The organism is Bacillus sp. FSL W7-1582, from assembly GCF_038593325.1.
GTDB classification, from domain to species: Bacteria; Bacillota; Bacilli; order Bacillales; family Bacillaceae; genus Bacillus; species Bacillus altitudinis.
Genome location: NZ_CP151987.1, coordinates 2,203,720 through 2,218,624 on the forward strand (window position 1 = coordinate 2,203,720; position 14,905 = coordinate 2,218,624).

General features: G+C 41.5%; 14 protein-coding genes. All 14 read right to left on the reverse strand.

Annotation, left to right across the window (positions count from 1 at the left end):
- Positions 1-361: 361 nt before the first annotated feature.
- Complete coding sequence (spo0A, locus tag NSQ11_RS11295) at positions 362-1,165, reverse strand: sporulation transcription factor Spo0A (protein ID WP_081114343.1); 804 nt, start codon at positions 1,163-1,165, stop codon at positions 362-364.
- Positions 1,166-1,448: 283 nt separating this feature from the next.
- On the reverse strand, positions 1,449-2,726 hold the full coding sequence (gene spoIVB / locus NSQ11_RS11300) for a SpoIVB peptidase (protein WP_017367575.1): 1,278 nt from the start codon (positions 2,724-2,726) through the stop codon (positions 1,449-1,451).
- Between the two features lie 198 nt (positions 2,727-2,924).
- A complete protein-coding gene (gene recN, locus NSQ11_RS11305) occupies positions 2,925-4,658 on the reverse strand; it encodes a DNA repair protein RecN (RefSeq protein WP_035390783.1) in 1,734 nt (577 codons plus the stop codon).
- 34 nt (positions 4,659-4,692) lie between these two features.
- Positions 4,693-5,142, reverse strand: a complete 450-nt coding sequence (argR, locus tag NSQ11_RS11310) for a transcriptional regulator ArgR (RefSeq protein WP_007501163.1) — start codon at positions 5,140-5,142, stop codon at positions 4,693-4,695.
- Positions 5,143-5,509: 367 nt separating this feature from the next.
- Complete coding sequence (locus NSQ11_RS11315) at positions 5,510-6,364, reverse strand: TlyA family RNA methyltransferase (RefSeq protein WP_007501164.1); 855 nt, start codon at positions 6,362-6,364, stop codon at positions 5,510-5,512.
- The gene (gene dxs, locus NSQ11_RS11320) at positions 6,361-8,262 is read right to left on the reverse strand and encodes a 1-deoxy-D-xylulose-5-phosphate synthase (RefSeq protein ID WP_007501165.1); all 1,902 of its coding nucleotides are present in this window, start codon (positions 8,260-8,262) and stop codon (positions 6,361-6,363) included. Before dxs ends, NSQ11_RS11315 begins: the two co-directional genes overlap by 4 nt.
- Positions 8,263-8,413: 151 nt before the next feature.
- Positions 8,414-9,304, reverse strand: coding sequence for a polyprenyl synthetase family protein (locus NSQ11_RS11325; RefSeq protein ID WP_046343947.1), 891 nt, complete (start codon positions 9,302-9,304; stop codon positions 8,414-8,416).
- Positions 9,294-9,554 (reverse strand): exodeoxyribonuclease VII small subunit, encoded by a 261-nt coding sequence (locus tag NSQ11_RS11330; protein ID WP_003215880.1) that lies wholly within the window; start codon positions 9,552-9,554, stop codon positions 9,294-9,296. The genes NSQ11_RS11325 and NSQ11_RS11330 overlap by 11 nt, the downstream gene beginning before the upstream one ends.
- Complete coding sequence (xseA, locus tag NSQ11_RS11335; protein ID WP_046343949.1) at positions 9,538-10,896, reverse strand: exodeoxyribonuclease VII large subunit; 1,359 nt, start codon at positions 10,894-10,896, stop codon at positions 9,538-9,540. Before xseA ends, NSQ11_RS11330 begins: the two co-directional genes overlap by 17 nt.
- Positions 10,897-10,966: 70 nt before the next feature.
- On the reverse strand, positions 10,967-11,818 hold the full coding sequence (gene folD / locus NSQ11_RS11340; RefSeq protein ID WP_007501171.1) for a bifunctional methylenetetrahydrofolate dehydrogenase/methenyltetrahydrofolate cyclohydrolase FolD: 852 nt from the start codon (positions 11,816-11,818) through the stop codon (positions 10,967-10,969).
- A gap of 14 nt (positions 11,819-11,832) precedes the next feature.
- Positions 11,833-12,225: a transcription antitermination factor NusB gene (gene nusB, locus NSQ11_RS11345; protein ID WP_008342218.1), complete on the reverse strand. Its 393-nt coding sequence runs from the start codon at positions 12,223-12,225 to the stop codon at positions 11,833-11,835.
- Positions 12,226-12,434: 209 nt separating this feature from the next.
- Complete coding sequence (locus NSQ11_RS11350) at positions 12,435-12,842, reverse strand: Asp23/Gls24 family envelope stress response protein (protein WP_017357965.1); 408 nt, start codon at positions 12,840-12,842, stop codon at positions 12,435-12,437.
- A 25-nt stretch (positions 12,843-12,867) separates the two neighbouring features.
- Positions 12,868-14,217, reverse strand: a complete 1,350-nt coding sequence (gene accC / locus NSQ11_RS11355; RefSeq protein ID WP_008342217.1) for an acetyl-CoA carboxylase biotin carboxylase subunit — start codon at positions 14,215-14,217, stop codon at positions 12,868-12,870.
- 11 nt (positions 14,218-14,228) lie between these two features.
- The gene (gene accB / locus NSQ11_RS11360; protein ID WP_008342216.1) at positions 14,229-14,711 is read right to left on the reverse strand and encodes an acetyl-CoA carboxylase biotin carboxyl carrier protein; all 483 of its coding nucleotides are present in this window, start codon (positions 14,709-14,711) and stop codon (positions 14,229-14,231) included.
- Positions 14,712-14,905 lie beyond the last annotated feature (194 nt).

The following is a 14,905-nucleotide window of genomic DNA, read 5'->3' on the forward strand; positions in this document are numbered from 1 at the left end:
GCACAATCTCTAAGAAGCCAGTGACTTTAAAACGCCAACCAATCGGGTCAATAGAAATAGAACTTTCGATCTCATTTGCTTTATTTACCAATTACATAAGACCTTTTCCTCTCATCCTTTTTCTTACGAATGAGCGTTTTCTTCTTCTATAAGCCAGTTGATTAGCGTAGCTGATTACCACTATTTTATGTCCTATTCATTTCTTTCATGCTTCATTTTTCATTTTATTCTGAAAATAAAGCGACCCGTTTGTCCAATTTAAACATTAAAGATGATTTTATCAACATATCCATTTTTTAGCAATATTTTACAAAAATAAAAAAACGCCTCATTGAAGAAACGTTTTTTTATGGACGTTGACTTAGCTTGCTCTATGCTCTAAACGCAGACGATCAGCCACCATCGCAATAAATTCTGAATTGGTTGGTTTGGCTTTTGACATGCTGACTGTGTAACCAAAGAGTGAGGAAATGGAGTCAATATTCCCTCTGCTCCAAGCCACTTCAATGGCATGACGAATCGCTCGTTCTACCCTGCTGGCTGTCGTGTTAAATTTCTTTGCAATGTCTGGGTACAATACTTTTGTAATACTGCCGAGTAGTTCAATATCATTGTACACCATCGAAATGGCTTCTCTTAAGTATAAATAGCCTTTAATATGAGCTGGCACGCCAATCTCATGAATAATTGTCGTAATGCTCGCATCTAAGTTCTTACGTTTCGGTTCAGTTTTGCTGCGAAGGACACTGTTTTGGATAGATGAAGATCGATGGCTGACTTGTGTGCCGTTTCCACTGACTTGACGAATATGACCTACGAGGTTTTCCATATCGAATGGTTTCAAAATGAAATAGGATGCGCCCAAATCGACCGCTTTTTTCGTTACGTCTTCTTGTCCGAAAGCCGTCAGCATAATGACACTTGGCTGTTTGGTCATTTCATTGTTTTCACGGAGGCGTTCCAGTACAGCAAGACCGTCTAAATGAGGCATGATAATATCTAAGAGGAGAACGTCGGGCTCTTTATCTTTAAATAATGTCAGACATTCCTGACCATTATACGCCACGCCAAGTACTTCCATATCTTCCTGTCCCTCAATATACTCTGTCAAAAGGCCAACAAGTTCTCGATTGTCATCAGCTACACACACTTTAATTTTCTCCACGTTCTTTCCTCCCCAATGTCGATTCCTTAGTCTTTTGCATTTCTCTTCTGAGTGTTCAATTCGACAAAACCATGCTATCCCCTTTAAAAAAGTTTAATTTTCCGAATAATAGAGCATTATCTAGCTTTTTCTACGTTTTTCTTAATGAATCGACGATTATTGCAATTTGACAACACACTGTTTTCCATTTTGTCGAAAAATCTCTTTTTCCTTATTTTATAACATGATGGAAGAGAAAGAAAGGGTAGAAAAAAACTGCCGGAAGATTCGCGGCAGTTTTTCATCAGCTTGCTTTTTTGTTTTTTTGATAAAGGTCAATTCCTGCTTCTGACAGCATCCATTCAATGTGTACGCCGTATCCGCTTGTCGGGTCATTGACGAACACGTGAGTGACCGCTCCAATGACTTTGCCATTTTGGATGATCGGACTACCGCTCATTCCTTGAACGATCCCGCCCGTTTTGCTTAATAAGCGTTCATCTGTTACTTTAAGCACCATTCCTTTTGTTGCCGGGAATTTTTGTGGTGTTGTGCTGACGATTTTAATATCAAATTTCTCTACTTTATCATGGTCCACGACCGTTAATATTTCGGCTGGACCTTCTTTTACTTCATTTGATAATGCGACTGGAAGTGGTTTGTCTGCTACATGATTTTCAAGTTTTTCGGTTAACGTACCAAATATACCGAATGGACTGTTACGTGAAATATCACCTATCGTTTTTCTTTCGGAAGAAAACCTGGCCAATTTTTCTCCAGGGTTGCCTCCTGTCCCTTTTTCAATGGATGTGACAGTTGATCTGACAATTTCACCATTGTCGACCACGATTGGTTTTTTTGTATCCATGTCAGAAATCACATGCCCAAGGGCGCCATATTTTTTAGAAGATGGTTCAAAGAAGGTCATCGTCCCGATTCCTGCTGCGGAGTCACGAATATAAAGACCAATTCGATAAGTACCTTCACTTGAATCTTTAGCGGGTGTTAATGTCGTTTGAAAGGTTTTATGGTCTCTTTTTATGAGTAAATGAAGGGTTTCCCCCGTTTTTCCGGCTTTCTGAATAAATGGGGTGAGGTCATTCATCTTCTCCATTTTCTGACCATTGATCTCAATGATCATATCCCCTGATTGAATGCCTGCAGCTTCACCTGGTGATTTTTTGCCGTCTGCTGTTGTGATTTGATGAAAACCGACAACGAGAACTCCGACAGAGTGGAGTTTGACGCCAATGGATTGTCCTCCAGGAATGACTTTTAATTCGGGAAGAACATCGACTTTTGTTTTCTTAATAGGAAATCCTTTAAAATCATAAACAATTTCGGCTTTTCCCGCCTTTTGTCCCGTTACTTCAAGTTGATTCTTTTTCTCTGAAAGACTAAAGGCTGGTGAAGAAGCATTGGCTGACGCTTCAATGGATGTATCAATCGAATGCTTCTCGTGTTCAAATACTGCGACAGTTGTTGGAATGCTGATATATTCCTTCACTATGCTCATAAACCCTGTACTTATTAAAGAAACAAGGAGAATCACACCAATGGCTTTTCTCATCTTTTCGGGCATTCATTTTTCACTCTCCTCGCTCCTTACCCACACCAGAACATTAATGTTTTGGCTACATCTTTACTTTTGCCTTCTTAGCGAGGATTTATAACCGACACCTTTAGAAAATGATTGGATAAATTGATAAAAGAAAAAGACAATTTCATGCGTATATACGGCGAATATGAGACAATATAAAAAAGGCAGCTGTTGTTTCAGCTACCCTGTCGTTTTGACATCATTTGCTTGGTGCAGTAATTCTTTTGCATGCTGTTTTGTGAGCTCAGTGACTTCTACACCAGCAATCATTCGGCCAATTTCACTCACTTTTTCATCATCACTGAGTGGTTTGACGTTCGTCATTGTTCTGCCAGCTTTAGCGCGTTTAGAAATAAAAAGATGTGTATCAGCCATTGCTGCGACTTGCGGCAGATGGGTAATACAGAGTACTTGTGAGCCTGCTGCTACTTTATAAATTTTTTCAGCAATGGCTTGTGCGACTCTGCCGCTAACGCCCGTATCCACTTCATCAAATATAATGGACGTCACTTCTTGTTTCGCTGAGAAAATACTTTTCACTGCCAGCATGACACGTGAAATTTCTCCTCCAGATGCTACTTTTGACAAAGATTTCATCGGTTCACCCGGATTTGTTGAAATGACAAATTGCGCTTGATCTATGCCGTTTTTCCCGAGCTGTACGGGTTTTCCATCTAAAAGCGGGCAGTCCGTACTGCCAAAAGGTGCATATCGAATCGAAAAAGCGGTATCAAAAGAAGACTTCTCCATATATAAATCCTTCAATTCAGCTTGAATGTGCTTCGCCAGTTTTTTCGCCCATTTTTTACGGAGCTCTGACACGTTAAGCGCTTCAAGCAATGCATCCCGGCTTATCGCATCAAGTTTGTTTTTAAGTGTCTGCAAATGGCTGTCTCGATTTTGGATTTGGTCTATCTCCTCTTCAATCTTAGCCGCATATTCTAAAATTTCCTCAACGGTTGTGCCGTATTTTCGCTTCAGCTGCTTCATCTCATTTAGTCTAGACTCAATAAAATCAAGACGGGCTGGGTCAAATTCTAATTGATCAAGCATGCTGCGCATTTGAAAAGTAGAATCTTCTAATAAATAATAGGAGTTTGACACTTGCTCAGAGAGCTTTTTCAGATCGTCGTTGATCTCAGAAACTTGCTCAAGCTCGCTTGAAGCCATCCCAACCCAATCAAGTCCTCCCTGCTCATTACGCAGAGCATTATATGCGTTTTGAAGTGAGGAAAAGATTTTTTCAAAATTGCTGATTTGATGACGTTCCTCTTGAAGCTTCTCATCTTCCCCAGGCTCTAATTGTGCCGCTTCAATCTCTTCCAGCTGAAATTGCAATAAGTCTAACCGGTGAACCATTTCCTGTTCATTTTCAGACAGCTGTTTGAGTTTTTGCGCCGTCTTCATATATTGATCATACGCTTCTTGATACTGCGAGAGAGCAGGTGCAATTTCTTCTGCTCCAAATTGATCAAGCAAATGTAAATGATTTTCATCTTCCATTAACAGCTGATTATCGTGCTGTCCATGTATATCAAGCAAAAGCCGGCCAACTTCTCTTAAAAGCGAGATGGTGACAAGCTTACCATTAATGCGGCAAATGCTTTTCCCGCTTTGATTGATATCACGGCGAAGAATCATCATTTCATCAGATGCATCAATTCCTTGCTCCTCGCAAAGAGCAAATACAGGATGATCTGCTGGTACAAGAAAAAGACCTTCCAGCTCTGCTTTTTTTTCACCATAACGGACAAATTCGGATGATCCTCTTCCCCCTACGAGAAGTGAGACAGCGTCAATCATGATTGATTTTCCGGCACCTGTTTCCCCTGTTAGAACTGTGAGTCCTTTTTCAAACGAAACCGTTAACTCCTCAATGATTGCAAAGTTTTTAATGGTTAGTTCTGCTAACACTCATTTGACACCTCTTTTTGTAAACCTGATCTCTTTATAGAAGTTCTAAAATTTTAGACGAAACGGTATCCGTATCATCTGGCGTGCGGCAAATGATTAAGATGGTATCATCCCCACAAATGGTTCCCATAATTTCTTCCCAATCTAAATTATCCATTAAAGCACCGATGGCTTGAGCGTTCCCAGGCATTGTTTTTAGAACGATTAAATGACTGGCAGCATCCATTTTAATAAATGCGTCCATTAAGGAACGCTTTAATTTTGATAGCGGGTTAAACCGCTGATCTGCAGGAAGGCTGTATTTATATGTTCCGTTATTTGTTGGCACTTTGACTAAATGCAGTTCTTTGATATCTCTTGATACGGTCGCCTGTGTGATGTTATATCCATCCGCTTTCAAAATATCGACTAATTCGTCTTGTGTTTCGATTTCTTGGCTTGCGATAATTTCTCTAATCTTAATATGTCTTTGACCTTTGTTCATTTTGACCCCCCTAGACGTTAGAATCTCAGTTTGTCTTTACGTTCTATGTTATATGATGCACACTTCAAAAAACAAGCATTACGTGAGAAACGGTCAATTCTGATCTTTTGACCATGTAAAAAGGAATAATAGCGAGCTATTATTCCTTTCAGCATGTAGACAAACCCTCGCATTCTTTGTCAGTCCTGCGCTCTGGTGCTCACGAATGCCAAATTCGCTCCGCGCCAGTACTCGTCCTTCCTAGGGCTGCAAAGGTTTTCTATCACGCTGAAAAGAAGACAAAGGGCTAAAATCAAGTTCATTTTAGCCCTTTGTCAACAATCTAAAAGGAATAATAGCGAGCTATTATTCCTTTTGTTTCAATAATTCATGTGTCAGCCGGCTCAGGACTGTTTTTCTTTTCTTTCAATACGGCATGGGCTTCTTTGACGACTTTTTCAAGTTCAGATACTGGAAGTGCCGTATTCTCTTCTTGATCGGGATGCAGGACCAAGTGGAGGAGAAATTCGATATTTCCATCTCCGCCTGTAATGGGTGAAAACGAAACATCCTTTACATCATAGCCTTCTTTTGCAGCAAATTGATTCATTTCTTCTAGCACACCAAGATGTACAGAAGGTTCTCGCACAATGCCTTTTTTTCCAACAAGCTCTCTGCCCGCTTCAAACTGCGGCTTCACTAGCGCAATACAGTCGCCGCCTGGGATAAGAATATGCTTTAATGCGGGCAGAATGAGTTTGAGCGAGATAAATGATACATCAATAGATGCAACCTCTGGTAATCCTTCGGTGAAATCTGCCGGAACAGAATGGCGGAAGTTGGTGCGTTCCATGACGATCACCCGATCATCCTGTCGTAATTTCCACGCAAGCTGATTGTAGCCAACATCCACAGCATAGGATTTGACTGCTCCATTTTGGAGTGCGCAATCTGTAAATCCCCCTGTTGATGAGCCGATATCAATTAAAAGCTTTCCTTCAACGGTTAAATCAAATTCTTGAAGTGCCTTTTCGAGCTTTAGCCCACCTCGGCTGACATATTTCAGCGGATTCCCCTTCACAGTCAGCGGGGTATCACGAGCGATTTTTTCTCCTGGCTTATCCAAACGGTTTTCATTTGAATAAACGATCCCTGCCATAATGGCGCGTTTTGCTTTCTCTCTCGTTTCCATTAGTCCTTGTTCGACTAATAAAACGTCAAGTCGTTCTTTCTTTGATGTCATGATCCAATTCCTTTTCTTGGTGCTGCGGGAAGCAGGTCACGTAACGTTTCAGCAACCTGCGTTTTCGTCAGTCCAATTTCCTCAAGTAGCGCATCGACACTTCCATGCTCAATAAATTCATCTGGAATGCCCATACGTTCTACTTTTATATGAGACGCTTTTTTGTCGTGAATATATTCTAATACGCTGCTGCCAAATCCACCTTGAAGCACCGCTTCTTCTATTGTTAAAATTGGCAAACCTTCAGACAGTATCTCATTTAACATGCCTTCATCAAGAGGCTTAATGAAACGTGCATTGACAACACGGATTGATTTACCTTCTTTTTGCAGTTCTTCTGCTGCCTGCAGCGCCATTTTAATGGTTGTACCGAATGTTAAAATGACAGCATCTTTCCCGGGACGAAGAACTTCCCAAGAACCAATTGGGATGGTTTTCAGCTGTTCATCCATTTTGACGCCTAGTCCATTTCCACGCGGGAAGCGCATGGCGATTGGACCATCATCATATTGAATGGCTGTGTTGACCATATGCTGTCCTTCATTTTCATCCTTTGGCATCATGAGAACCATATTCGGCATATGACGCATGAAAGCAATGTCAAACACACCTTGATGTGTTTCTCCATCTGCACCGACAAGACCTGCACGGTCAATTCCAATGAACACATTGAGATTTTGACGGCAAATATCATGCAGCACTTGATCATAGGCTCTTTGAAGGAACGTTGAATAAATCGCTAAAAATGGCTTCATGTCCTGTGTAGCAAGTCCGGCTGCCATTGTTGCAGCGTGCTGCTCTGCAATTCCAACATCAAACATTCGCTCAGGGAATTCTTTTGCAAATCCTTCAAGCTTTGAGCCAACGGGCATTGCAGGTGTAATCGCGACAATCCGCTCATCTTCCCGTGCAAGCTTTCTGACGGTTTCACTGACGAGACCACTCCATGACGGTGCAGCTGCTGTCGGTTTTACAAAGTCACCTGTGTCGATTTTGTATGGGCCTGTTCCGTGCCATGTGCCGATCTTATCAGATTCGGCCGGCTTATAGCCTTTTCCTTTTTTCGTGATGACATGAAGGAGAACCGGGCCTTTTGTTTTCTTTGCGTATTCAAGATTCTCAAACAAATCTTCATAGGAATGTCCATCTACTGGTCCTAAGTAAGTAAAGCCCATTTCCTCAAAGAACATACCAGAAACAAGCAAATATTTCAGACTGTCCTTGATACGTTCTGCTGTTGCAGCAAGCTTCCCACCTACTGCTGGGATACGCTTGAATAAATATTCAAGCTCGTCCTTTACCCATTGGTATTTACCAGCTGTACGTAGTCTGCCAAGCATTGTATGGATCGCACCAACGTTTGGCGCAATACTCATTTCATTGTCGTTTAAGATCACAATCATGTCTTTTTTTTCATCCCCGATATGGTTCAGTGCTTCTAACGCCATACCGCCGGTTAGTGCACCATCGCCGATAATCGGGAGAATGTATTCATCTGTTCCTTTAATGTCACGCGCTGCCGCCATTCCCATTGCACCAGATAATGAGGTTGAACTGTGTCCAGTCTCCCAAACATCATGTTCACTTTCATTTCGTTTGGGGAAACCGCAGAGCCCTTTATATTGACGAAGCGTATCAAACTCGGCGCCTCTTCCAGTTAACAGCTTGTGAACGTAAGATTGATGTCCAACATCCCAAAGAAATTTGTCTTTCGGGCTGTCAAATACTTTGTGAAGTGCAACAGTAAGTTCAACGACACCAAGGTTTGGACCAATGTGCCCACCAGAGTTCGCTAACGACTCAATTAAAAACGTGCGAATGTCCGCACTCAGCTCCTCTAATTCTGCATTTGACATTCCTTTTAGAAACGTTGGATTTTTTATTGATAAAAGATCCAATCAGGATCAACTCGCTTTCAACAAAATTTCTATCTACATATATAATGCCTTATTCCTATGAAAACCAATTCAGGAATAAGAGTTGTCTCATCATGATAAACTGTTTACAGTTTACCACAATTGCTCGAGGACCCTCAAATCTAGGCTGTTTTTAGTGATCTCGTGAGGCAATCAGATCGCATAAATCATGCAGCAAGTTTTGCTCCAACTCAAGATTTGAGACAATTTCTTTCGCACGAGTGATATGTTCATCCAGCTTTTCTTTTGCTCCTGAAAGCGTTAATAAAGAAGGATATGTCGACTTTTCATTTGCTGTATCGGAGCCGATCCGCTTTCCTATTTTCTCTTCGCTGCCTTCAAGATCTAAAATATCATCACGGATTTGAAAAGCAATGCCAATATGATAGCTGAATTCTCTCAGCTTTTCGATCTCATCATCAGGTGCACCTGCCAGTATCGCACCAGCAACCACACTAAAGGTGAGTAGCTTTCCTGTTTTGCGGGCATGAATCGATTCTAATTCAGAAAGAGGGATTTGTTTCTGTTCTGCTTCCATATCATCAAATTGCCCGCCAACCATTCCGAGTGCACCTGCTGATGTAACAAGTTCATCGATGATTCGAAGCTTTTGATCAGCAGGTACATCGTCAGATAATTGCGATGTGATCAGACGGAAGCTTTCAGTGAGCAGCGCATCACCTGCAAGAACGGCAGTTGCCTCGCCGTATACTTTATGGTTGGTCGGCTTTCCTCTGCGCAGATCATCATCGTCCATACAAGGAAGATCATCATGTATCAACGAATACGTATGAATCATTTCCACTGCACAGCCTACTGGTATACCGTCTTCTTCCTTTTTCCCATACGCATTTAAAAGAGCAAGAACAAGCACAGGACGCAGTCTTTTTCCGCCAGCCTTCAGAGAATAAAGCATAGAAGATTTCAGCTCTTCTGGAATAGACAATTCCTGCACATATGTAAATAAATAATCTTCAATTGCTTGTTTTCGTGTTGTTAAAAATTCGTTTAAGTTACTTGTCACCAGCATCTGCCTCCTTCACAGAAAAAGGAGCCAGTTCACCGTCCTCTTTCAAAATGAAATCCATTTGCTTTTCAACATGCTGTAATTTTTCATGGCAAAGTTTTGAGAGTGTCATACCCTCTTGGAAATAGTGGATGGCTTGTTCAAGCGGTACATCGCCTTCTTCGAGCTTTCCCACAATCTCTTCAAGTCCTTTCATGGCCTCTTCAAATGTCATTTGTTCTTCTTTTTGTTTATTTGATTCTGTCATGATGATTGCCCTCCTTCTCAATAACCTCACAAATCAGACGTCCATCCTTCATTGTAATCGTCAGTTGATCCTTCGTTTCTACTTGATTCACACTTTTAATGAGCTCATCTTCTTTATAGGCTAAACTATAGCCTCTTTCCATGACTTGAAGCGGATTTAATGCATTTAGTTTACCAAGAACCGATTGGAACTGCGAATGAATTGTTTTCATTTGCACATTCATGCTCCGAACGAGCTGTTCTGTTTCATTGGCGTGACGTTTTTTCGCCTGAAGCAGCTGCTCTTTTGGATGAAGCGGCTTCAGTCTATATGTTTGGCGGTCAAGTTGACTGCGTTTTTGTTCCATTTGTCTTGTCAGCTGTTTTTGAAAACGATCAAATACCATATCGAATTGCTGCTCTTTTTGCTCTTGTAATCGTTTTGGAAAACGGAAAGCATAGGAGGATTGAAGTGCCACAAGACGGTCTTTTGCTTGTGACGTTCGATTTTTTACCGCTCTTGTTAACCGAATGTCGATTGATTTGATTCGTTCGATTAAGTCGGAAGTGCTTGGAACAGCTAGTTCTGCTGCTCCTGTTGGTGTGGGTGCTCTCATGTCTGCAGTGAAATCACTAATGGTAAAGTCTGTTTCGTGCCCAACCGCAGAAATGATTGGAATGTCTGATGCGAAGATCGCTCTTGCGACTGCTTCTTCATTAAAGGCCCAAAGTTCTTCAATCGATCCTCCGCCTCTCCCGACAATCAAGACATCACAAAGCTGTTTTTCATTGGCTTCTTTAATCCGTTCCACAATCGAACGCGGAGCATTTTCTCCTTGGACTAATGCCGGAAGCACAATGATCTTGGCCTGCTGATAGCGCCGATTGATCGTGGTAATGACATCTCGAACAGCTGCTCCTGTTGGGGATGTAATAACACCAACAACCTCTGGAAATTCAGGAATTGTTTTTTTATAGCGCTCATCAAATAAGCCTTCACTTGCTAGTTTCTTCTTCAGCTCTTCATAGGCAAGATGAAGAGCACCAACACCATCAGGCTGCATTTCTTTTGCATATAATTGATAGCTTCCGCTCGGTTCGTAGACTTGAATTCCGCCTCGTACGAACACTTTCATCCCGCTCTTTGGTGAAAAAGGCAGCTTGGACGCGGAGCGCTGGAACATGACGGCTTGCATACGTGCATTTTCGTCCTTTAAGGTGAAATAAACATGCCCTCTTGAATGAATCTTCACATTTGATAACTCACCTTTGATCCAAATATCTTCTAAATGAGGGTCAACATCAAATTTTCTTTTTATGTATTTTGTAAGGGCTGTGACCGTCACAAAGGCTTTTTCACTCATGACGTATTCCTCCTCTTCAAAAACGCACATTCATCCACCGGCAGCACGCAGGTGGATGAATGGATCAAGCTTATGATAATGTACGTTTTGCTGATTTAACCGTATTGTGTGCAAGCATCGTAATTGTCATTGGACCCACTCCGCCAGGGACTGGTGTGATGTATGAAGCTTTTTCTTTTGCTGCTTCAAAGTCAACGTCCCCTACAAGTTTCCCTGTTTCTAGACGATTGACTCCTACATCAATGACAATAGCGCCTTCTTTAATTTGGTCAGCTTTAATAAAGTTTGCTCGACCGACGGCAACAACTAAAATGTCCGCTTTTAACGTATGTTCTGAAATGTTCGCCGTTCTTGAATGACAGTAGGTGACGGTTGCATTTTCGTTTAATAGCAATTGTCCAACTGGTTTGCCGACGATATTGCTTCGTCCTACAACGACCACTTCTTTGCCAGAGAGATCCACACCTGTTTTGTTCAATAATTCAACAATACCTGCTGGTGTGCAAGGGAGGAATGTGTCTTCTCCAAGTAGCATTTTCCCGATATTTAGCGGATGAAAACCATCTACGTCTTTCTCTGGTGAAATTCGTTCAATGACGGCTTTTTCAGAAATATGTTTTGGCAGTGGAAGCTGAACAAGAATTCCGTGGAATTGATCATTTGCATTGTACTGATCAATCATCTTTAGCAATTCCTCTTCTGTTAAAGAAGCATCTAAATGATCAAGCTGGAAATGCATGCCCATGGCTTCTGCTGCTTTTTTCTTCCCGCGTACGTAAGAAAGTGAAGCCGGATCATCACCGATTAGAATAACGGCAAGACCAGGTGTGACTCCTTTTTGTTTTAGCTCTTCTACTTCTTTTGCTAATTGTTCACGCTTTTCTTTTGCTGTTTCTTTCCCATCGATGATTGTTGCTGTCATGTCGAATCCTCCTATTACTGCTTTAGGTCGTTTTTAATGTTTGAAAGTACACCATTTACAAATTTCGGCGCCTTATCGTCACCGAACAATTTAGCAAGTTCAATGGCTTCATTCATTGAAACACTCACCGGGATATCTTCTTGATATACCATTTCGTACACAGACAGCCTTAAAATGGCTCTGTCTACGTTCGCAATACGATCAAGTTTCCAATTCACAAGATGCTGTGAAATCATGTCATCGAGTTTGTCCTTTTGTTCGAGCACACCGAAAACCAGTTCCTCGAAAAAAGGATCTGATTCTTGTTCATCCAGCGCATGTGTAATGGCCTCTTTCGGATCAATATTGCTGACATCAATTTGAAATAATGTTTGTAGCGCCTTTTCTCTTGCAGTTCTTCTTTTCATTATTTACTCCTTTAACCACTTTATCCGCTTGTCGTTAAGCCATACAGAGATCATAACATATTTTGACCGCAGTCGCACCAAGATCCATGCGAGCTGTGACGAAAAACGAATCACTCCATGCGTGACGTAATCATCATGTGGAATTTTCCCAAAAATGGGCTTTAAAAAACCAAAGAGGCAATGCCTCCTTGGTTTCACTTCAACCATTTTTACATTTCTTGATCAACTTCAGCTTCAGCTGTTTTTGTATCAAATTGAATGCCGACGACATGAATGTTGATTTCATTAATCGTTAAGGCCGTCATGTTTAAAAGGGTTTGACGGATATTTTCTTGAACAGCAGTGGATACCTTTGGAATGGATAGGCCAAATTCAACCACACAATACACATCAATTGTGATGCCTTCATCAGAGACATCTACTTTCACACCTTTACGGTGATTTTTCTTCCCAAAGCGTTCTGCCACATCAGCAGCGAAGTTGCCGCGCATTTCCGCAATTCCTTCGACCTCTGATGCAGCGATCCCAGCAATGACTTCAATCACTTCTGGCGCAATTTGCACTTTTCCCAATTGATCTTCATCAAGGTTCATTTCAAGCAAATTGTTTTCTGACACGATCATTCACCTCCGAAAGCTGTTATTATTTCATAATTTGATACGTTTCTAAAAACTTCGTATTAAAATTACCGCTCACAAATGTTTCGTGCTCTAGTAATCTGAGGTGGAATGGAATCGTTGTGTAGACTCCTTCAATGACGAATTCTTGAAGCGCACGTTTCATTCTTGCTATTGCTTCTTCTCTCGTTTTACCATATGTGATCACTTTCGCAATCATACTATCGTAATATGGCGGAATCACATAACCAGGATAAGCGGCAGAATCAATACGTACTCCTAAACCGCCTGGCGGAAGGTACATTTTAATTTCACCAGCAGAAGGCATGAAGTTTTTCTCAGGGTTCTCTGCGTTAATACGACATTCAATCGCCCAGCCTTCGTATACGACATCCTCTTGCGTAAGGGAAAGCTTTTCACCTGAAGCTACTTTGATCTGTTCTTTGATCAAATCAACACCAGTGACCATTTCCGTTACAGGATGCTCTACTTGGATACGTGTATTCATTTCCATGAAGTAAAACTTCTCTTCATTATAATCGTAAATGAATTCAACCGTTCCGGCACCTGTGTATTCAACAGCTTCGGCTGCTTTTACGGCAGCTTCACCCATTTGCTCACGAATATCTGCATTTAGTGCAGGTGATGGCGTTTCTTCCAGAAGCTTTTGCATTCTTCTTTGGATAGAACAATCACGTTCACCTAAGTGAATGGTATTCCCATGCTGATCAGCAAGGACTTGAATTTCAACGTGTCTAAAGTCTTCAATGAATTTCTCCAAATAGACACCTGGGTTCCCGAAGTTTTGTGCTGCTTCCTGCTGCGTGATGGTGACACCGTTAATGAGCTCTTCTTCTGTGCGAGCCACACGGATACCTTTACCACCGCCCCCTGCAGTTGCTTTAATAATGACAGGATACCCAATACCAGCTGCTGTTGAAACAGCATCATCAAGATCTTTTACAATTCCTTGAGAACCAGGGACAATTGGAACACCAGCTTGCTTCATTGTTTCTCTTGCCACATCTTTCGTTCCCATTTTGGAAATTGCTGACGCAGTTGGTCCAACAAAGATGACATTACATTCCTCGCAAAGCTCTGCAAAGTCTGCATTTTCAGCAAGGAAACCATATCCTGGATGGATGGCATCTGTACCTGTTAGTTTTGCCACACTGACAATATTTGTTACATTTAAATAACTATCTTTTGAAGCAGTCGGTCCGATGCAATATGCTTCATCAGCCATTTGAACATGCAGCGCATCACGATCCGCTTCAGAAAATACCGCAACTGTTTCAATTCCAAGCTCTTTACAAGCACGGATGATTCTAACTGCGATTTCTCCTCTGTTTGCAATTAATAGCTTTTTAATCATGATCGTACTCCTTACTCTGCTTTCACTAGAAAGAGGGGTTGTCCGAATTCTACAAGCTGACCGTTTTCAGCTAATACTTCGACGATTTCGCCTTTTACTTCTGCTTCGATTTCATTAAACAGTTTCATCGCTTCAACGATACATACAACTGAGTTTTCCTTCACTTTAGAACCTGTTGTCACATATGGATCTGCTTCTGGTGAAGAAGAAGCGTAAAATGTGCCAACCATTGGGGATGTGATTTTATGCAGGTTTTCAGACGCGGCTTTCTCTTGTGCAGGGGCTTCGGTCTGAGCTGGAGCTTGTGCTTTAGGAGCTTGTTGAGCTGGAGCTGCTTGGACAGGAGCCACTGGTGCTTGTGCCGCAACTTGCTGAACGACTTCTTTATTTTTCTTTAACTTGATTTTTGCACCTTCGTTTTCGTACGTAAATTCATCAATTGTTGATTCGTCAATTAATTTAATTAGTTCATGAATCTCTTCAATTTTTAACATGGATTTGCACCCCTATGTATGGATTTATCTTTTTTTATAGGCTAGTACTAAAAGTACATACTATAACCATCTTACAGGAGGATTTCGTTGAATTCAACTATTAATGTGATGAGACACCTCGCACAAGCACCTGAAAAAGGGCGTCAACCCGCATGAAAAAACGCCCTTTTCAGAAAAGGGCGCTTGTGCATTTT